The organism is Streptomyces sp. NBC_00310, from assembly GCF_036208085.1.
GTDB lineage: Bacteria > Actinomycetota > Actinomycetes > Streptomycetales > Streptomycetaceae > Streptomyces.
The window spans coordinates 5,559,430-5,579,356 of sequence record NZ_CP130714.1 but is presented as its reverse complement, the minus strand read 5'-3'; the positions used below and the strand labels follow the sequence as shown (position 1 = coordinate 5,579,356).

Annotated in this window: 16 protein-coding genes; 11 read left to right on the top strand and 5 right to left on the bottom strand. The window is 69.5% G+C overall.

The window, feature by feature from the left end:
* Positions 1-3: 3 nt before the first annotated feature.
* The gene (locus OG202_RS24480; protein WP_326580895.1) at positions 4-381 is read right to left on the bottom strand and encodes a phage holin family protein; all 378 of its coding nucleotides are present in this window, start codon (positions 379-381) and stop codon (positions 4-6) included.
* A 57-nt stretch (positions 382-438) separates the two neighbouring features.
* Between OG202_RS24480 and OG202_RS24475 the strand changes: the two genes are divergently transcribed.
* From OG202_RS24475 to OG202_RS24460, 4 genes are all read left to right on the top strand, one after another.
* Positions 439-756, top strand: coding sequence for a cupin domain-containing protein (locus tag OG202_RS24475; RefSeq protein WP_326580897.1), 318 nt, complete (start codon positions 439-441; stop codon positions 754-756).
* A gap of 164 nt (positions 757-920) precedes the next feature.
* Positions 921-1,133 carry a DUF5326 family protein gene (locus OG202_RS24470; protein ID WP_319103437.1) on the top strand — a complete coding sequence of 71 codons (213 nt, stop codon included), beginning with the start codon at positions 921-923 and terminating at the stop codon, positions 1,131-1,133.
* 735 nt (positions 1,134-1,868) lie between these two features.
* Complete coding sequence (locus tag OG202_RS24465) at positions 1,869-2,594, top strand: IclR family transcriptional regulator (protein WP_327732181.1); 726 nt, start codon at positions 1,869-1,871, stop codon at positions 2,592-2,594.
* 98 nt (positions 2,595-2,692) lie between these two features.
* Entirely contained in the window at positions 2,693-3,130 is a 438-nt protein-coding gene (locus OG202_RS24460; protein ID WP_326580901.1) for an SsgA family sporulation/cell division regulator, read from the top strand.
* A gap of 30 nt (positions 3,131-3,160) precedes the next feature.
* Here OG202_RS24460 and OG202_RS24455 read toward each other — a convergent pair whose 3' ends face one another.
* Positions 3,161-4,639 carry a YibE/F family protein gene (locus OG202_RS24455; RefSeq protein WP_328223595.1) on the bottom strand — a complete coding sequence of 493 codons (1,479 nt, stop codon included), beginning with the start codon at positions 4,637-4,639 and terminating at the stop codon, positions 3,161-3,163.
* Between the two features lie 220 nt (positions 4,640-4,859).
* On the opposite strand from OG202_RS24455, the gene thiC reads away from it, so the two are divergent.
* Entirely contained in the window at positions 4,860-6,686 is a 1,827-nt protein-coding gene (thiC, locus tag OG202_RS24450; RefSeq protein ID WP_327728812.1) for a phosphomethylpyrimidine synthase ThiC, read from the top strand.
* A 233-nt stretch (positions 6,687-6,919) separates the two neighbouring features.
* Here thiC and OG202_RS24445 read toward each other — a convergent pair whose 3' ends face one another.
* The 3 genes from OG202_RS24445 to OG202_RS24435 form a co-directional block, all read right to left on the bottom strand.
* Positions 6,920-7,798, bottom strand: coding sequence for a hypothetical protein (locus OG202_RS24445; RefSeq protein WP_327728813.1), 879 nt, complete (start codon positions 7,796-7,798; stop codon positions 6,920-6,922).
* A 183-nt stretch (positions 7,799-7,981) separates the two neighbouring features.
* Positions 7,982-9,076, bottom strand: a complete 1,095-nt coding sequence (locus tag OG202_RS24440) for a metallophosphoesterase family protein (protein ID WP_327732182.1) — start codon at positions 9,074-9,076, stop codon at positions 7,982-7,984.
* Between the two features lie 198 nt (positions 9,077-9,274).
* Positions 9,275-10,387: a LacI family DNA-binding transcriptional regulator gene (locus OG202_RS24435; RefSeq protein ID WP_326580909.1), complete on the bottom strand. Its 1,113-nt coding sequence runs from the start codon at positions 10,385-10,387 to the stop codon at positions 9,275-9,277.
* Positions 10,388-10,800: 413 nt separating this feature from the next.
* Between OG202_RS24435 and hisC the strand changes: the two genes are divergently transcribed.
* From hisC to OG202_RS24405, 6 genes are all read left to right on the top strand, one after another.
* The gene (gene hisC, locus OG202_RS24430) at positions 10,801-11,880 is read left to right on the top strand and encodes a histidinol-phosphate transaminase (RefSeq protein WP_326580911.1); all 1,080 of its coding nucleotides are present in this window, start codon (positions 10,801-10,803) and stop codon (positions 11,878-11,880) included.
* 256 nt (positions 11,881-12,136) lie between these two features.
* Positions 12,137-13,645, top strand: a complete 1,509-nt coding sequence (locus OG202_RS24425) for a cytochrome ubiquinol oxidase subunit I (RefSeq protein ID WP_328223594.1) — start codon at positions 12,137-12,139, stop codon at positions 13,643-13,645.
* Positions 13,646-13,672: 27 nt separating this feature from the next.
* The gene (gene cydB / locus OG202_RS24420; RefSeq protein WP_327728815.1) at positions 13,673-14,677 is read left to right on the top strand and encodes a cytochrome d ubiquinol oxidase subunit II; all 1,005 of its coding nucleotides are present in this window, start codon (positions 13,673-13,675) and stop codon (positions 14,675-14,677) included.
* A 107-nt stretch (positions 14,678-14,784) separates the two neighbouring features.
* Positions 14,785-18,435, top strand: a complete 3,651-nt coding sequence (gene cydD, locus OG202_RS24415) for a thiol reductant ABC exporter subunit CydD (RefSeq protein WP_327728816.1) — start codon at positions 14,785-14,787, stop codon at positions 18,433-18,435.
* A 112-nt stretch (positions 18,436-18,547) separates the two neighbouring features.
* Positions 18,548-18,703, top strand: a complete 156-nt coding sequence (locus tag OG202_RS24410) for a hypothetical protein (protein WP_327728817.1) — start codon at positions 18,548-18,550, stop codon at positions 18,701-18,703.
* A gap of 125 nt (positions 18,704-18,828) precedes the next feature.
* Positions 18,829-19,893 carry a M23 family metallopeptidase gene (locus OG202_RS24405; RefSeq protein WP_327728818.1) on the top strand — a complete coding sequence of 355 codons (1,065 nt, stop codon included), beginning with the start codon at positions 18,829-18,831 and terminating at the stop codon, positions 19,891-19,893.
* Positions 19,894-19,927: the final 34 nt, after the last annotated feature.

Below are 19,927 nucleotides of genomic sequence, written 5' to 3'. Positions count from 1 at the left end.
CCCTCAGTCCCCGTCGGGCAGGACGAGGGAGAGCGCCCAGGAGACTATCGAGATGATCAGGCCGCCGAGGACGGCGGTCCAGAAGCCCTCCACGTGGAAACTCAGGTCGAGCTTGTCGGCCAGCCACGAGGTGAGCAGCAGCATCAGGGCGTTCACGACCAGCGTGAACAGGCCGAGTGTCAGGATGAACAGCGGGAGGGTCAGCAGCTTCAAGAGCGGCTTGACCACCGCGTTCACCAGGCCGAAGACGAGGGCGACCAGCAGCAGCGTGCCGATCTTCTTGCCCGTGCTGTCCCCGGTCAGCGTGATCTTGTCGAGCAGCCAGACAGCGACCGCCAGGGCGCCTGCGTTGGCGATCGTCTTGACTAGGAAATTCATCATGTGTCTGATCGTGGCAGAAGCGATCGGTACGAGCACCGGGCAGGGGCGACTAAGTCGATGAAGGCATTCCGGTTGGACGAACTGGAGGCGGAGCGCGCCGCCAATGACGGTGCCTATCTGCAGTTCCTGCGCGAGCGGAACATGTCGGTCGGCCTGTACGCGCTCGATGCCGGCGAGCTCGATCCGCAGAGGCCGCACAGCCAGGACGAGGTGTACCTCGTGGTGAGCGGCCGGGCGGCACTCACGGTCGGCCTGGAGACCACCCAGGTCGCGCGCGGCAGCGTCGTGTACGTGCCCGCCGGGGTCGCCCACAAGTTCCACCACATCTCAGAGGACTTGAGGGTCGTGGTGGTGTTCTCTCCGCCGGAGGGCTGACGTCCGCTTCGGTGTTCCCTAGGGGGACGATCAGGGTCGGACAAGGGGTGCGAAGCCCCCGGATGGCCCCTGCGCGGGCCTAGCATCGATGGCAGGACAGCAGTAGGCCCGGAATGAGTGCCCCGGTGGCGGGGCGACGGGTGGAGAAACAAGGAGCAAGGGCCATGCGGGAGATCTTCGCGGGGATGCCGTGGTGGGTGAAGTGGATCGCGGTGCCGGTCATCGCCCTGCTGGTGTTCGGAGGCCTGATAGTCAGTGTCGTCCAGGTCGTGGTGGGCCTGCTCTTCAAGCTGCTGGTCTTCGTGGCGCTGGTCGGCGGACTGATCTACGTCGTAAGGAAGTTCACGGCGGGTTCCTCGTCGCGCGGCGACTGGTGAGGTGTCAGCACCGCGCAACAGTTGAGGCGTGAGTGGGTGAGCCCCGGTCAGGGCAGGGCGGTAACAGGAACGTGAGGTTCCCTCGCCCGAGGGAAGTTTCCCGGCGGGGCGGTCTGCGGGCGGTGACGGGCGGCTAGAGTCCGGGAACTCGTCGCGGGCTCGACCCCGCGGGCGGCGCATCTCCCTCCCGTGTCCCCCGCACGGGCGGCCCTCCTCGCGCTTCGGGAGTGACCCTTGGCCACGGCTGACACCGCACCCGCAGAACCGCTCTCCCCATCCGCCAGGCCGCGTTCCCGGTCGGCACAGAGCGCCCTTCCTCCCACGCAGCCGGGCCCGCGATCGACACCGACAGCCGCCGAGCAGCCGCGTGTCCGGGCCGCGGAGACTCACGGTGCGCCGCCACCGCCGCGTACTGCGCCTTCGAAGACCTCGGCTCCCCCTGTGCAGCCACGTACCTCGCCGGGCGAGGAGAACGAGCGATGTCCCGAACTTCCCGCGCCCCAGACACGGACGCGGCCACCGGCGTCACCGGTCCTGCCGCAGGCGCAGGTGGCGGCATCATCGACCCGTGCACAGGCACAGCCACCGGCACCACCGGCCCGGACCCAGCCGCGGACCGCCGGGCTCGACCGCCCTGTGCCATCTCATGGGCACGGTCCGACAAGGGGAGCGCGGATCCCGGCCCCGGCGTCGCCGACCGTGTCGGAGGCGAACTCCGGCACTCTGATCGGCTCCGTGCAGCGGGCGATGCGGCTCCTGGAGGCCGTCGCCGAGCGGGAACACGGGGCGCCTGCCAAACAGTTGGCGCGGGACGCCGGGCTCGCGCTCCCCACGGCGTACCACCTGCTCCGCACGCTGGTCCACGATGGCTATCTCCGCCGGGAGAAGGGGCTGTTCTTCCTCGGTGAGGCGGCGGAGCGGCTGAGCAGCAGTGGAGCGCAGCAGAAACGTCGCAGCACGGTGGGCGAGGTCCTGGCGCACTGGCGGGACGCCCTGGGTGTGCCCGTGTACTTCGCGATCTACCGGGACGGCGAGATCGAGGTGAAGTGCGTCGCCGACAGCCCGAACACCCCGGCCGTCGAGGAGTGGGCCGACTTCCGTGAGACGGGTCACGCACACGCCATCGGACAGTGCCTGCTGTCCCAGTTGAGCGATGAGGCCCGCCGTGACCACCTGGATCGTTATCCGGTGCAGTCGCTCACCCCGTACACGGTCCGTGACGACGAGGCGCTGCTCCGGCGCCTGGACCGGATCGGGCGGATGGAGCCGGTCGTCGAGCGGCAGGAGTACGCCCTGGGGACGGTCTGCGCAGCGATTCCCATCACCGTGGGGACCACCGCCGGGACCCTCGCCATCTCGTTGCCGTCGCACCAGGCGGACAGACTGCTGCCCGTCGCCCGTCAGTTGCAGACCGAGATCGGAAAGCTGCTAGGGACACTCGCGATCTCTATCAGCATCTGAAAAATCACTCCTTGTGATCTCTCGTGTACTTTCAGCAAACTTCCAGGGGTGTCAGGCGGATGATTCCTGGCCAGTCGACGAACACGGCGGGGTAGGCGATGCACGAGTCGGTACAGGCAGAGGTCATGATGAGCTTCCTGGTCTCGGAGGAGCTCTCCTTCCGCATTCCGGTGGAGCTGCGTTACGAGACCTGTGATCCCTATGCCGTGCGGCTGACCTTCCACCTGCCCGGTGATGCTCCGGTGACCTGGGCTTTCGGGCGGGAGCTGCTCATCGACGGCGTGGGTCGGCCGTGTGGGGACGGGGACGTCCACATCGCGCCCGCCGATCCGGAGACGTTCGGCGAGGTCCTGATCCGGCTTCAGGTGGGCACCGACCAGGCGATGTTCCGGGTCGGCACGGCGCCGCTGGTGGCCTTCCTGGACCGTACGGACAAGCTCGTGCCGCTGGGGCAGGAGCGTTCCCTCGCCGACTTCGACACGCTGCTCGACGAGGCTCTGGACCGCATCCTGGCGGAGGAGCAGAGCGCGGGGTGAACCGTTACGGCGCCGGGGTGCCGTAACGCTTCAGCGCTTCCGGCGGCGGCCCTTTCCGCCGCGTGCCGGAGCCGGCACGGCCGCCGCTTCCGGGGCCCCCGGGCGGTCGGCCGAGACGACCAGGGCGGCCAGCGCGGTGGTCACGGGCACTGAGGCCACGAGGCCGATGGAGCCGACGAGCGTGCGCACGATCTCCTCGGCGACGAGCTCGCTGTTGGCGACCGTGCCGACACTGCTCTGGGCGATCGAGAAGAGCAGCAGCAGTGGCAGCGCGGCGCCGGCGTAGGCGAGGACCAGGGTGTTGACCACCGACGCGATATGGTCCCGGCCGATCCGGATGCCCGCGCGGTACAGGTCCCGCCAGCCCATCGCCGGGTTGGCCTCGTGCAGCTCCCAGACCGCCGATGTCTGCGTGACCGTCACGTCGTCGAGCACACCCAGCGAGCCGATGATGACGCCCGCGAGCAGCAGACCACTCATGTCGATCGTCGGGTACAGCCCGTGGATCAGGCCGGTGTTGTCGTCCGTGTTGCCGGTCAGATAGGCCCAGCCGATGAATCCGGAACCCAGCAGGCCGATCAGCAGCAGCGAGATCAGGGTGCCGATCACCGCCACGGATGTCCGGGCCGAGAGCCCGTGGCACATGTAGAGAGCGATCAGCATGATGGCGCTCGCCCCGACCACCGCCACCACCAGCGGGTTCGAGCCCTGCAGGATGGCCGGCAGGATGAAGAGGGTCAGCACCAGGAAGCTGATGGCCAGTGCCACCAGGGCCATGAGGCCACGCAGTCGGCCCACCACCACGACGGCGAGCGCGAAGATCCCGGCGAGCAGCGCCATCGGGAACTTCCGGTTCACGTCGGTGACCGAGTACTGCAGGTCCTTGGGCGCGGCGGGCTCGTAGGCGACCACGACCTCCTGGCCCTGCTCCAACTGCCGTGACTGGTCCGGCTGAACGATCTCCGTGAACGTACGGCCCTTGTCGTCGCCCGTATCGACTCGGATCGTGGCCTTCTTGCAGGTGCCGTTCGCCTGCTGCTGGGCGGATGAGCCCTCGGCGGTGGACGTGTCGCCGGTCGGGGGGACACCCGAGGCGTTCACCGACGAGCAGTCGACCTCGTCGACCTTGGTGACGGTGGCCTGCTGCGTCTGCCGGTCGAAGCCCACCCCGGTGCGCTCGTGTGCCGGGGCGCCGCCGGGCCAGAGCACGACGAGGCCCACGACGACCGCGGTCGCGAAGGGGATCAGCACCGCCGCGATGACCTTGCGCAGATGTTGCGAAACGGGCGCGGCGGGGCCATGGCTGTGACTGTGGGAGTGGCCGCCGCCGGAGGACGGGCCTTGGCCATGACCGCCTCCGGAACCGTATCCATGACCGTCTCCGGGGCCGTGGCCGCCCCCGGAACCGTATCCATGGCCACCGTCGGAGCCGTGCCCATGACCGTTTCCGGGGCCATGGCCGTGGGGTCGCTCGGGGGGCGGAGGCGGGGGCTGCTGCGTCGTGGTCACCGACCGATCATCGCAAGAACGAGCGATGCGCACTGTTCACCGCGCCACATCTGCCGCTAGCGTGGAGGCACCTTTGCACACGCGGGAGCTCGGAGCACCGGGCTGAGAGGGCGCTGACCTCCGCAGACGCGATGTTTCACGTGGAACATCGTCGGGCGGAAATCGCTGCGTCGACCGCTGAACCTGTTACCGGGTAATGCCGGCGTAGGGAGTAGGTCTCATGACCATCGAGGACACACGCACGCCTGCCTCCAGCCAGACAGACGGGGTATCCACCGCGTCCGAGGGCGAAACGAACCAGGGCGAACAGCCTCTGGAGGCCGGGAAGTCCATCGGCTGGCACAAGGCGTACATCGAGGGCTCGCGCCCCGATCTGCGGGTGCCGGTCCGCCAGGTGCACCTCACCAACGGGCAGTCCGTCACCTTGTACGACACCTCCGGCCCGTATACCGATCCGACAACGGAGACCGACGTCAGGCGGGGACTCCTCCCCCTCCGCGAGAACTGGATCATCGCCCGGGGAGACACCGAGGAGTACGCGGGCCGTCCTGTCCGCCCCGAGGACGACGGGGTCAAGCACACCTCGCCGCGTGGCGGGCTGCGCAACCTCGACGCGGTGTTTCCGGGGCGGCCGCGCCAGCCACGCCGTAGCCGTGACGGCCGGGCGGTGACCCAGCTCGCGTACGCACGACGCGGGGAGATCACCCCCGAGATGGAGTACGTGGCCGTACGGGAGAACATCTCGCCGGAGGTCGTCCGCGAGGAGATCGCGGCGGGCAGGGCCGTACTGCCCGCGAACGTCAACCACCCGGAGATCGAGCCGATGATCATCGGCAAGAGGTTCCTGGTGAAGGTCAACGCCAACATCGGCAACTCCGCGGTCACCTCCTCCATCGAGGAGGAGGTCGAGAAGATGACCTGGGCGACCCGGTGGGGCGCCGACACGGTCATGGACCTGTCCACCGGCCGGAACATCCACACCACCCGCGAGTGGGTGCTGCGCAACTCCCCCGTCCCCATCGGCACGGTGCCGCTCTATCAGGCGCTGGAGAAGGTCGACGGCAAGGCCGAGGAGCTGACCTGGGAGATCTACAAGGACACGGTCATCGAGCAGGCCGAACAGGGCGTGGACTACATGACGGTCCACGCGGGCGTGCGCCTCGCGTATGTGCCACTCACCGCGAACCGCAAGACCGGCATCGTCTCGCGCGGCGGCTCGATCATGGCGGCCTGGTGCCTGGCGCACCACAAGGAGTCGTTCCTCTACGAGAACTTCGAGGAACTGTGCGAGATCCTCGCCGCCTACGACGTCACGTACTCCCTCGGTGACGGCCTTCGGCCGGGCTCCATCGCGGACGCCAACGACGAGGCGCAGTTCGCGGAGTTGCGCACGCTCGGGGAACTCAACACGATCGCCAAGAGTTTCCACGTACAGACCATGATCGAGGGCCCGGGACATGTCCCGATGCACAAGATCAAGGAGAACATCGACCTGCAGCAGGAGATCTGCGATGAGGCCCCGTTCTATACGCTCGGCCCGCTGACCACGGACGTCGCGCCGGCGTACGACCACATCACCTCAGGCATAGGTGCCGCGATGATCGCGTGGTGGGGCACAGCGATGCTCTGCTACGTCACGCCCAAGGAGCACCTGGGACTGCCCAATCGTGACGACGTGAAGACCGGCGTCATCACCTACAAGATCGCGGCTCATGCGGCGGACATCGCCAAGGGACATCCGGGCGCACAGGAGTGGGACGACGCGTTGTCGGACGCCCGCTTCGAGTTCCGCTGGGAGGACCAGTTCAACCTGGCCCTCGACCCCGACACGGCTCGTGAGTTCCACGACGAGACGCTCCCGGCCGAGCCGGCCAAGACGGCCCACTTCTGCTCCATGTGCGGACCGAAGTTCTGCTCGATGAAGATCTCCCAGGACATCCGTCGTGAACACGGTGGTTCCCGGTCCGAGATCGAGGCGGGTATGGCCCAGAAGTCCAAGGAGTTCGCGGAGGCGGGGAACCGGGTCTATCTGCCGATGGCGGACTGAGGGGCACCTCCGCCGAAAGCCATGGGCGGCGAAGTGGTCCGGTCGCGGCCGCCACCGCTCGTGCGGCGAACTGCTGCCTGTGCGACGAGCGGTGCTCTTCCGGCCGGTTGCCGGGAGAGCCCGCCGCCGCGGGTTGGGCGGTGCCGTGGGGCCTGTTCCGGCCCGCGGGCCGGGGGCGTGCCAGATGGCCGCCGAAGCCCGGTTGCTTCCGGGTGGCGGCCGCAGCCCGGGTGCTACTCGGGCTGGTGCTCCGGCCCGCCGAAGTCCGGGCTGGAGAAGTCCGGGCTGCTGTAGCTGGGGCGGGAGCCGGCGCCGCCGCTGTCCGGGCTGCTGCTGAAGCTCGGGCGGTTGTAACCGAGGTGGGGCATGCGGCTGGGCCGGGCCGGCTGGTCCGGCTCGCTCAGCACCGCCGGGCCCGGGTTGGCGAGGGCATCGCGGAGGAACGGCAGGATGCCGCGCTCCAGGAGGGCCTCGCACCAGGCTTCCCTGGCCCGGGTCACCTCCTCGTTCAGCTCGCTGCGCGCTCCGTCGTCCAGAAGGGCGGTGGCGTTGTTGCGCAGGGCGGTGAGCAGGAGGCCGATCGCGGCCACGAGGATCGCCGCCGCCGTGACCGCGCCGAAGACCCACCCCGTGGTGAGGAGGGTCTCGGCGATCGCGCGCTCGGGGTCGAGCACCTTCATGACGTACCCCACGAGCAGGAAGAGCACCGCGGCGGTTCCGGCGAGGACGGGAGCGAGCACCGTGGCTATGGCACCGGCGCCCGCGCCGACGGCCTCGGTGACCTCGCCCACGGTGGCGGCGAGTCCCACCGCGGTGCCGTCCGGTTCGCTGGACCCGGACGCCGTCCCCTCGCGGGCGGGCGTGGTGGTCGACGGCGGGTTGCGGAATTCGTCGCGGACCTTGACGTAGTACTGGTATTCGGTCGTCGCGGCGGCGGTGATGATCGCCGTGGCGTTGAGAGCCATGGTGCGCAGCTGTTCGCGGTTGAGCCGCTGGAGGCCGGCGGCGAATTCCGGGCGCTGTGGTGCGGAGCGCAGCGCCTCGCCGAGGATCCGCTCGTACTCCTGGCGGTCCTCACTGAGCAGGTGCTGCGGAACGCTGTTCATGTGCATCCCCCGATGCTCCGTAGGGCTTGTGGCTCGGCATGCTGACGAGCCGTCGGGCAGAAACGGAGGGGAGCCTGCTACGGATAAGCCGATGGTAGAGCGGTGACGGCAGGCGGTGACAGGGGGTTTGAAGAAATTGGCCCCTGGCCAGCCAAGTCTTCCGACGGGGGACGCCTGCCCGTTGAAGGCTCAGCTACGCAACGGGAGTTCCTGGACCAGCAGCTTTCCGGCCATGGTCACGCCGCCGTCCATGGCGACGGCCAGACCGTCCGCATACGTGTACGGTCCGTTCACCGAGGGGCCCGAGCGGTCCTCGCCGTCCTCCGAGCCGACCTCGCCCAGGAGGTACGGAATGGGGCTGTGACCATGGACGATGCGAGTGCCACCGTAGGTCTCCAGCAGTGAGCGCACGGCATCGGCGCCGCCCTCGTCGCGGAAGGAGAAGCGCCGGGTGAACTTGCGGAAGAGGTCCCAGACCTCGTCCGGGTCGTTGCGCGTGATCGTCTCGCGGACGGTGTCGTTGACCGCCTCGATGGAGTCGCCGTAGTCGCGGTAGGCCGTGGTGTCGGAGTGCACCAGGAGGTGGCCGTCGACCTCCTCCATGGCGTCCAGGCGGGCCATCCACTGGAGGTGGTGGTCCTGGAGGCGGTCCATGTCGGTCTTCTGGCCGCCGTTGAGGAGCCAGGCGGCCTGGAAGGTGGCAGTGCCCGCGCCGGAGTTGACGGGGGTGTCGCCGAACCGCTTGGCGCCGAGCAGCAGCAGCTCGTGGTTGCCCATGAGGGCCTTGCAGTAGCCCCCTGCTGCGGCGGCCTCGGCGGACAGGCGCATCACGAGATCGATGACGCCGATGCCGTCCGGGCCCCGGTCGGTGAAGTCTCCGAGGAACCAGAGCCGGGCGGTGCCCGCCGACCAGTTGCCCGCGGTGTCGACGAGGCCCTTCTCGCGCAGTGCGGCGAGGAGTTCGTCGAGGTAGCCGTGGACGTCCCCGACGACGAAGAGCGGACCCGGCCGGGCGGAGGACTGCTCGGCCTCCGCGGTCTCCGGGTCGATCACGACCTGGAGCGTGTCACCCCGCTTGATCACCGGAAGGTCCCGCTGGGTCGGGGTGTATCCCTCGGGGTAGCCCTCGGGTTCCTCAGAGGGCCTGGAGGCCTCTCCGGGGTCTGCGGTGTGGCCGTACGGACCGGCCTCGTGGACGTACGCGGGCACGCGGAAATCGCGCACCGTCGGCGTCCGCACCTCGGGTCCCTGACCGGCCCCCTGAGTCATCGACCCCTCCACCACCATCGCCCGCATCTGCACCGCATCGGACTGCCTGGTCGCAGCGGCCCACGGTGTGTGCGCCCATCATAGGAATGCGGATCGCGCCATGTGATGACCCAGGGGTGGTGAAATGGCGCAGGGCCCCAGTTCGCCGCGGTTTTCTCCCGAATTGGGCGGGGCTCTCCCGCCCAATTCCCGTTCGGATCCTCAGCTCGGGCGTCAACCCTCTTCGGGTGATCGTGGCGGGCTGACCGTCGTACGCGGTGGACGCCGCTCGGACGAGGTCCGCACGATCAGCTCCGTCGGTATCACCTGCTCGACCGGTTGGTCCGATTCGACTCCCTCGATGGCGTCGATGAGGAGCTGGACCACCGCCGTGCCGATCCGGCGAGGCTTGAGCGAGAGCGTGGTGATCGGCGGCTCGGTGGTCGCGTACACGGCGGACTCGCTGCAGCAGACGAGCAGCAGGTCCTCGGGGACGCGCAGGCCGTACCGCCGGGCCGCGGCCAGCAGGTCGGTGCCGTTCGGGTCGAAGAGGCCGTAGACCGCGTCCGGGCGGTCCGGCCGGGCCAGCAGCCGGTCGGCGGCGACGGCTCCGGCGCACGGATCGTGCGCCGGGTAGGCCTCGTACACCGGATCCTGGCCCACTCGCTCGCACCAGCGCAGGTACGCGGTGGTGGAGAGATGCGTGTACGTGTCCGTCGTCGTGCCCGTGAGGAGCCCGATCCGCCGTGCTCCCGCGGCGGCCAGGTGGTCGAGGATGCCGAGGACGGCGGCCTCGTGGTCGTTGTCGACCCACGCGGTGACCGGCAGCGAGCCGGCCGGGCGGCCGTCGGAGACCACCGGTAAGCCCTGGCGGACCAGTTCGCTGACGACCGGGTCGTGGTCCGAGGGATCGATGACCACGGTGCCGTCCAGGGCGACGTTCGACCACACGTCGTGCCGCGAGGTCGCGGGGAGGATGACCAGGGCGTAGCCCCGGGCCAGCGCGGCCGAGGTGGCGGCCCGCGCCATTTCCGCGAAGTACGCGAACTCGGTGAAGGTGAAAGGTTCATCCCCGTATGTGGTCACGGTCAGGCCGATGAGGCCTGACTTGCCGGTTCTGAGGGTTCGGGCCGCCGCCGAGGGGCGGTAGCCAAGTCGGTCGGCGACCTCGCGTACATGGCGTCGGGTGGCGTCCGGGAGCCGGCCCTTGCCGTTGAGGGCGTCGGAAACGGTCGTGATGGAGACTCCGGCGGCGGCGGCCACGTCCCGGATGCCCGCCCGGCCCGACCGGGTGCCTCGGCGGGGAGTTTCCGCGCGGCTCACCTGGTGCTTCCCTGCTGCTGTCATGGCGAGCCGATAGTAGGGCTCATGCGGTGGGGTAGTGCGGACGCATATGCACTCGTTGACAGGCACGTTTCTGCAAGGTCATACAGGGTCAAGTGCCTTGGATTGTAAGGGAGTTGAACGATCCAATGGCACTACGTGACTTGTCGGCGCGCATAGGCCTGCCAAGTAGCTGATGTTTCGAAGAGGTCTCAACTCACCTGCACGGGTGATGCGCGCTACGGCGTGAGCCACCGGCGCGTGCGTCCGCGAACGGCACGCCCCCCTGATTCGTACCCCTTCGTGTGCTGATGCCCGTGGGGCTGGTGTGACAGCAGAGGTGTGGATGCGGGACGGACGCGGTTGTCCACAGGCCATTCGCAGGGGCGCCGAATCCTCATAAGGTGAGAAGCATTACGTCGACGAGGAGGACTGCGGTGAGCGAGACGAGCCCCAAGCTGCGAGCCGAGCTGGAGGGGATCCCCACCTACAAGCCCGGCAAGCCGGCCGCGGCGAGCGGCCCGGTGGCGTACAAGCTGTCCTCCAACGAGAATCCCTATCCGCCGCTGCCCGGGGTGCTGGAGAGCGTGACCGGGTCGGCCGCGTCCTTCAACCGGTACCCGGACATGGCGTGCACGGGACTGATGAGCGAGCTCGCGGACCGCTTCGCGGTGCCGGTCACGCACCTGGCCACGGGTACCGGCTCGGTCGGTGTCGCCCAGCAGCTGCTGCAGGCGACCTCGGGGCCTGGTGACGAGGTGATCTACGCCTGGCGGTCGTTCGAGGCGTACCCGATCATCACGCAGATCAGCGGCGCGACGTCCGTGCAGGTGCCGTTGACGCCGGGGGACGTGCACGACCTGGACGCGATGGCGGACGCGATCACCGACCGGACCCGGCTGATTTTCGTCTGCAATCCGAACAACCCGACCGGGACGGCCGTCCGCCGGGCCGAGCTGGAGCGGTTCCTCGACCGGGTGCCCGGTGATGTGCTGGTGGTGCTGGACGAGGCGTACCGCGAGTTCGTGCGGGATGCCGAGGTGCCGGACGGCGTCGAGTTCTACCGCGAGCGCCCGAACGTCTGTGTGCTGCGCACCTTCTCCAAGGCATACGGCCTCGCGGGACTCCGGGTGGGCTTCGCGATCGCCCACGAACCGGTGGCGGCCGCCCTGCGCAAGACGGCCGTGCCGTTCGGTGTGAGCCAACTCGCACAGGACGCCGCGGTCGCCTCTCTGCGCGCCGAGGACGAGCTCATCGGCCGGGTCGGTTCGCTGGTCTGCGAGCGGAACCGGGTTGTCGAGACGTTGCGAGCCCAGGGCTGGACGGTTCCGGAGACGCAGGCGAACTTCGTGTGGCTGCGGCTGGGGGAGCGCACGGTCGAGTTCGCCGGTGTGTGCGAGCAGGCCGGTGTCGTCGTGCGGCCGTTCCCGGGCGAGGGTGTGCGCGTGACGATCGGCGAGACCGAGGGGAATGACATCTTCTTGAAGGTGACGGAAGGGTTCCGCAAGGAGCTCTAGCTCTCGGTGCTCTCGGCGGTGAGGGGTTCGGGATCTCCCGAACCCCTTCCGCGTGCGCGATAGGGCTGACGTGCCTGTTTGCGCCATAGGCCCATCGGCACGGACTTAGGGACCCCCCACCCATCGATGCTCGAACGGGTATGCGTCATAATTGCTTGTGAATGTGAACGCGTTCACAAGCGCGTCCCGGTTGTCCTGAGATGTACGTGGCAGGCGGGACAAACTGCCGCAGTGCCACGGCATGTAAGGAGAAGACGTGGACCTCGCTCTGGCGCCGGAGACTCTGGCGCGATGGCAGTTCGGCATCACCACCGTCTACCACTTCCTCTTCGTCCCCCTCACGATCTCGCTCGCCGCGCTCACCGCCGGCCTGCAGACCGCGTGGGTGCGCTCGGGGAAGGAGAAGTACCTCAAGGCCACCAAGTTCTGGGGCAAGCTCTTCCTGATCAACATCGCGATGGGTGTCGTCACCGGCATCGTGCAGGAGTTCCAGTTCGGCATGAACTGGTCCGACTACTCCCGCTTCGTCGGTGATGTCTTCGGGGCCCCGCTCGCCTTCGAGGCGCTGATCGCCTTCTTCTTCGAGTCCACCTTCATCGGCCTGTGGATCTTCGGCTGGGACAAGCTCCCGCAGAAGATCCACCTGGCCTGCATCTGGATGGTCTCCATCGGCACCATCCTGTCGGCGTACTTCATCCTCGCGGCCAACTCCTGGATGCAGCACCCCGTCGGCTACCGGATCAACGAGGCCAAAGGCCGGGCCGAGCTCACCGACTTCTGGCTCGTCCTCACCCAGAACACCACGCTCACCCAGGTCTTTCACACCCTCACGGCGGCCTTCCTCGCCGGCGGTGCCTTCATGGTCGGCATCGCCGCCTTCCATCTGGCCCGCAAGAAGCACATCCCGGTGATGAAGACCTCGCTGCGACTCGGCCTGGTCACCATGGTGATCGCCGGCATGCTCACCGCGATCAGCGGCGACCTGCTCGGCAAGGTCATGTTCAAGCAGCAGCCGATGAAGATGGCCGCCGCCGAGGCCCTGTGGGACGGCGAGGCGCCCGCGCCCTTCTCCGTCTTCGCCTATGGCGACGTAGACAAGGGCCACAACAAGGTCGCCATCGAGGTTCCCGGTCTGCTGTCCTTCCTCGCCAACGACGACTTCGACTCGTACGTCCCCGGCATCAACGACGTCAACAAGGCCGAGCAGGAGAAGTACGGGCCCGGCGACTACCGGCCCAACATCCCCGTCGCCTACTGGGGTTTCCGGTGGATGATCGGCTTCGGCATGGCGTCCTTCGCCATCGGCATGGTCGGACTCTGGCTCACCCGCAAGAAGTTCCTGCTGCCGCAGCACCTGCGGGTCGGCGACGACGAGGTGCCGCATCTCGTCCTGCTGCCGAAGAAGGCCCTCGGCCCGACCCTCACCAAGTGGTACTGGCGCATCGCGGTCCTGACCCTGGGCTTCCCACTGATCGCCAGCTCCTGGGGCTGGATCTTCACCGAGATGGGCCGCCAGCCATGGGTTGTCTACGGCGTGCTGCGCACCGAGGACGCGGTCTCCCCCGGTGTCTCCCAGGGCGAGGTCATCACCTCGATGATCGTCTTCACCGTGCTGTACGCCATCCTCGCCGTCGTCGAGGTCAAGCTGCTCGTGAAGTACGTCAAGGCGGGGCCACCGGAACTGACGGAGGCCGACCTCAACCCGCCCACGAAGATCGGCGGCGACTCCCGTGACGCCGACAAGCCGATGGCCTTCTCGTACTAGGCCGCACCGGGCCAAGGGAGCACAGTCATGGAACTTCACGACGTCTGGTTCGTTCTCATCGCCGTCCTGTGGATCGGCTACTTCTTCCTGGAGGGCTTCGACTTCGGGGTCGGTGTCCTCACCAAGCTGCTGGCCCGGAACCGTCCGGAGAAGCGGGTCCTCATCAACACCATCGGGCCCGTCTGGGACGGAAACGAGGTGTGGCTGCTGTCGGCGGGCGGCGCGACCTTCGCCGCCTTCCCCGAGTGGTACGCCACCCTCTTCTCCGGCTTCTATCTGCCGCTGCTGCTCATCCTGGTCTGTCTGATCGTCCGGGGCGTCGCCTTCGAGTACCGGGTGAAGCGGCCCGAGGAGAAGTGGCAGCGCAACTGGGAGACGGCGATCTTCTGGACCTCGCTGCTCCCCGCGTTCCTGTGGGGCGTGGCCTTCGCCAACATCGTCCGCGGAGTGAAGATCGACCGCGACTTCGAGTACGTGGGCAACTTCGCCGACCTGCTCAACCCGTACGCCCTCCTGGGCGGTCTGGTCACGCTGTCGCTGTTCACCTTCCACGGGACGGTGTTCGTCGGCCTCAAGACCGTCGGTGACATCCGGGAGCGGGCGCGGACGCTGGCGCTGCGCGTCGGTGCCGTGACGGCCGGACTGGCGCTGCTCTTCCTGCTCTGGACCCAGATCGAGAAGGGCGACGGAGCTTCGCTGGTCGCTGCGGCCGTGGCGGTCGCCGCGCTCGTGACGGCGCTGGTGGCGGTTCGAGCGGGGCGCGAGGGCTGGGCGTTCGCTCTGTCCGGGGTCACCATCGTGGCTGCCGTCGCGATGCTCTTCCTGACGCTCTTCCCGAACGTCATGCCTTCCTCGCTGAACGAGGACTGGAGCCTCACGGTCACCAACGCCTCGTCCAGTCCGTACACCCTGAAGATCATGACGTGGTGTGCGGCAGTCGCCACACCAGTGGTCATGCTCTACCAGGGGTGGACGTACTGGGTGTTCCGCAAGCGGATCGGTACACAGCACATCGCCGAGTCGGCGCACTGAGTCCCGGTGGGAGGTGTGTTTGACGATGTTTCACGTGAAACACACCTCCTCAGGCCGAAGAGGCATGTTTCACGTGAAACATGCCTGCCGAGAAGAGGGTGTTTCACGTGAAACCGATCGATCCGCGACTGCTGCGGTACGCCCGCGCCACCCGGCTCTTCCTGGTGGTGGTCGTCGGCCTGGGTGTCGTCGGGGCCGCGCTCGTCATCGCGCAGGCCATGCTCATCGCCGAGATCGTGGTCGGCGCCTTCCAGCACGGGATGGCGGTCGCTGAACTCCGTACTCCTCTGCTGCTCCTGGCGGCGGTCGCGCTGGGAAGGGCCCTGGTCTCCTGGCTCACCGAGTTGGCCGCTCACCGCGCGAGTGCGGCGGTGAAGTCGGAGTTGCGGGGGCGCCTGTTGGAGCGGGCCACCGCTCTGGGGCCCGGTTGGCTGAGCGGGCAGCGCACCGGTTCGCTGGTCGCCCTCGCCACCCGGGGGGCCGACGCGCTCGACGACTACTTCTCGCGCTATCTGCCGCAGCTGGGCCTGGCCGTCGTCGTGCCCGTCGCGGTGCTCGCGCGGATCGTCACCGAGGACTGGGTGTCGGCGGCGATCATCGTCGGGACGCTGCCGCTGATCCCGGTCTTCATGGTGCTCATCGGCTGGGCAACCCGGTCGCAGATGGACCGTCAGTGGCGGCTCCTGTCACAGCTGTCGGGGCATTTCCTGGATGTCGTCGCCGGGCTTCCGACGCTGAAGGTGTTCGGCCGGGCCAAGGCGCAGGCCGAGTCGATCAAGCGGATCACCGGCGAGTACCGGCAGGCGACGATGCGGACGCTGCGGATCGCCTTCCTGTCGTCCTTCGCGCTGGAGCTGCTCGCCACGATCTCGGTCGCGCTGGTCGCGGTCACCATCGGCATGCGACTCGTACACGGTGAGATGGATCTGTACATCGGGCTGGTCATCCTCGTGCTGGCCCCCGAGGCCTATCTGCCGGTCCGGCAGGTGGGCGCCCAGTTCCACGCGGCCGCCGAGGGACTCGCGGCGGCCGAGGAGATCTTCGCGGTCCTGGAGACACCGCTTCCGGCGTCCGGGACCGGGGCTGTGCCGTCCGCCGGTGCCCTCCACTTCGACGGGGTCACCGTCCGGTACCCCGGGCGCTCGCACGATGCCGTCTCGGACGTGTCCTTCACCGTGTCCCCCGGGGAGACGGTGGCCCTCGTCGGACCGAGCGGTGTGGGCAAGTCGACGCTCCTGAACGTCCTGCTGGGGTTCACGGAGGCCACGGCGGGCGGGGTGCGGGTCGGAGGCACCGATCTCGCCTCGCTCGACCTGGACGAGTGGCGCTCGCACGTCGCCTGGGTGCCGCAGCGGCCGCACCTGTACGCCGGGTCGATCGCCGAGAACGTACGGCTGGCACGTCCGGACGCGGACGACGCGGCGGTACGGCGGGCGCTCACCGACGCGGGTGCGCTGGAGTTCGTGGACGCGCTGCCGGCCGGGGCCGAGACGGTCCTCGGCGAGGACGGGGCCGGTCTCTCCGCCGGACAGCGGCAACGGCTCGCCCTCGCCCGTGCGTTCCTCGCCGACCGGCCCGTGCTGCTCCTCGACGAGCCGACGGCCTCACTGGACGGGGAGACCGAGGCGGAGGTCGTGGAGGCGGTACGGCGGCTGGCGGTGGGGCGGACCGTGCTGCTGGTGGTACACCGGCCGGCTCTGCTGGGCGTGGCGGATCGGGTGGTGCGGCTGGAGGGACGGGCGGCTGAGGCGCTGTCCACCCGGGAGCCCTTGTCGGGGGAGCCCGCCGGTGCGCTCAGGCCTTCCGAGGGAGCCGAAGGGGAGGATCGGGGAGAGTCCGGCTCTTCTGGAACGGCAACGGCGGCCGGACGGGCCGTCGACGCGAGGGCAATCGAGAAGACTGCTGCTGCGCGGGTGCCCCTCGACGCGGCTGCGACTGCGGCTGGGGTTGCGACTGGGGCTGGGGCTGGGATCACGGTGCCACGCCGCGATGCATCGAACCACGCCGCCCGGCAGGGTGTACTCGGCCGTGTTCGCCACATGGCAGGCCCGCGCCGGGGCCGGCTGACCCTCGCGTTGTTGCTCGGCAGCCTCGCACTGGGGAGCGCCGTCGGGCTGATGGCGACTTCCGGCTGGCTGATCTCGCGGGCCTCGCAGCAGCCTCCGGTGCTGTACCTGATGGTCGCGGTGACGGCGACGAGGGCGTTCGGGATCGGGCGGGCCGTGTTCCGGTACGCGGAGCGGCTGGTGTCGCACGACACGGTGCTGCGGATGCTGGCCGACACGAGGGTGGCCGTCTACCGGCGGCTGGAGCGGCTGGCACCCGCCGGGCTGCGGACGACCCGGCGCGGCGATCTGCTCTCGCGGCTGGTCGCCGACGTGGACGCCCTGCAGGACTACTGGGTGCGTTGGCTGCTGCCCGCCGGGGCCGCGGTGGCCGTCTCCGCCGCTTCCGTCGGGTTCACGGCCTGGCTGCTGCCCGAGGCCGGAGCGGCTCTCGCCGTCGGGCTGCTCGCCGCCGGCGCCGGGGTCCCCCTCGTGACCGGGTCCGTGGCCCGGCGGGCGGAGCACCGGCTGGCGCCGGCCCGCGGGGTGCTGGCCACCCGCGTGGCCGATCTGCTCACCGGCACCGCCGAGTTGACGGTCGCGGGCGCCCTGCCCGCGCGTACCGCCGAGGCGCGGCGGGCGGACCACGTACTCACCCGGATCGCCTCCCGAGCCGCCACCGCCACGGCGCTCGGCGACGGACTCACCACGCTCGTCTCCGGGCTCACCGTCGCTGCCACCGCGCTTCTCGGCGCGCAGGCAGTCGTCGGCGGGCGGCTGAGCGGTGTGGCCATGGCCGTCGTCGTACTCACCCCGCTGGCCGCGTTCGAGGCGGTGCTGGGGATGCCACTGGCCGTCCAGTTCCGCCAGCGGGTCCGCAGGAGCGCGGAGCGCGTGTACGAGGTGCTGGACGCCCCCGACCCCGTACGCGAGCCGCGGGAGTCGGCCGAGGCGCCCGTGTCGCCGTTCCCGCTGCGGCTCGCAGGGATCGGCGCGCGGTACGCCGGGCAGGACCGGGACGCGCTCGCCGGGCTGGACCTCACCCTTGAACAGGGGCGCAGGATCGCCGTGGTCGGTGTCTCGGGGGCGGGCAAGACGACGCTCGCACAGGTGCTGCTGCGGTTCCTGGACGCGCGGGACGGGACGTACACGCTGGGTGGGGTGGACGCGTACGCGCTCGAGGGTGACGCCGTACGGCGGTTCGTGGGGCTGTGCGCCCAGGACGCTCACCTCTTCGACAGCACGGTGCGGGAGAACCTGCTGCTCGCCCGGAAGGACGCGGGCGAGGCGGAGTTGCGGGACGCGCTCGAGCGGGCACGGCTGCTCGACTGGGCCGACGAACTCCCCGACGGGCTGGACACCCTGATCGGTGAGCACGGGGCACGGCTGTCCGGCGGCCAGCGTCAGCGGCTCGCCCTCGCCCGTGCTTTGCTGGCCGACTTCCCGGTTCTCGTCCTCGACGAGCCCGCGGAACATCTGGACCTGCCGACGGCCGACGCGCTCACCGAGGACCTGCTGGCCGCGACCGAGGGCCGCACGACCTTGCTGATCACCCATCGGCTGGCCGGCCTCGAGGCCGTGGACGAGGTGGTCGTGCTGGCGGAGGGACGCGTCGCGCAGCGTGGGACCTATGCGGAACTGGCCCTGGTGGACGGCCCCTTGCGGACGATGGTGGAGCGGGAGGCGGCGGGAGAGCTGCTGGTCTCAGTCTGATCGATCGCGGCTTCGCCGGAGAATCTCGTCGCGGCTCTGACGGACGGTCGGCCGGGCGCCCGACCGACCGTCCGACCGTTGCGGACGAACGGGTGGGGCGGCAGACGGTGGTGTGGCCGGAGCTTCGCTGAGTGCGGTGGCCGTCCCGGCCGACGCCGACTGCCCGCTGCCGTCGGGCCGCTGTCGTGTGGCCGACTGCTGGCACGGCCCGTCTGAGCAGGACCGCCTCGCGGACCGTCTCGTACGGCTCAAACTGGCCCGCGAGTGACCGGGCCGAACACACCTGAGCCGGGCCCCTGTTCGGCCTAGTCCCTTGGCCCGTACGGGGGCAGCGTGTCCCCCGGCCGTACGACTCGAACAGGACTGGCGCGGGGGGCCGGGCCACGATCGCATATGCGCTTCTCTCGCCGACACTCGCTGTTCGTCGTCGTGCCGCTGTGTGCAGCGGCGGTTCTCGTGGTCCGGCCGACGGCGGCCGACAGCGGCGGCGGTGGGACCCCGGGTGGGACCGGCGAGGCAGGGCTCAGCGCCCAGGTGGTGCGGTTGTTCGAGGAAGCGGCGGTGGCGACGCAGCGGTACGAGGCGGGGCGGCGGGTGGCGGAGGCGCAGAAGGTGAAGGCGGAGCGGCTGGAGAAACTGCTCGCGCGGGAACGGAAGCAGATCGGGGTGCTGAACACCGACCTGGGCCGGATCGCGCGCGCCCAGTACCGCGAGGGCGGCGGGGTGCCGTACACCGCGCAGATGCTTCTCGCGGCTGACCCGGAGCAGCTGATGCGGGGGCACCGGGCTGTCTGGCAGGCCGATCTGGCGGTCAACAACGCCGTGGCCAAGAGCCGCCGCGCGGAGGCGAGGCTCGCCGCGGACGAGGCGAAGGCCGCGACGGCGTGGCGAGCGCTGGAGGAGTGGAAGACCGGACTCTCCGAGATCAAGCAGGTGATCCAGCAGAAGCTCGAGGTGGCGCAGTGGACGCTTCAGGGGCAGGCCGACGAGGCGGTCGCGGCCGGCGCCTGCCGGGGAGCCGTCCGACTGAAGCAGCCGGCCGGCGGGCCCTCGAAGGCGTGGGTGGCGCCAGTGGGCACGTACGAACTCTCCGCGGGCTACGGCAGCGGTGGTGAGCACTGGGCCAGTCAGCACACCGGGCAGGACTTCGCGGTGCCGATCGGCACGCCGGTGCGGGCGGTCGGGGCGGGGCGTGTGGTGAAGGTGTCGTGCGGGGGAGCCTTCGGCATCGAGGTCGTCGTCGAGCACGCCGACGGTTACTGCACGCAGTACGCGCACCTCGCCGCCGTCACCGTCGACCAGGGCGAGCGAGTGGCGGCGGGGCAGTGGATCGGCCAGTCGGGCACCACCGGCAACTCCACCGGACCGCACCTGCACTTCGAGGTACGGGTCACCCCGGAGCTGGGGTCGGCCGTGGATCCCGTGCCGTGGCTGCGGGAGCACGGGGTGGAGTTGTAGCCGGGCGCTCCGGCACGGGGGTGGCCGTGGGCGG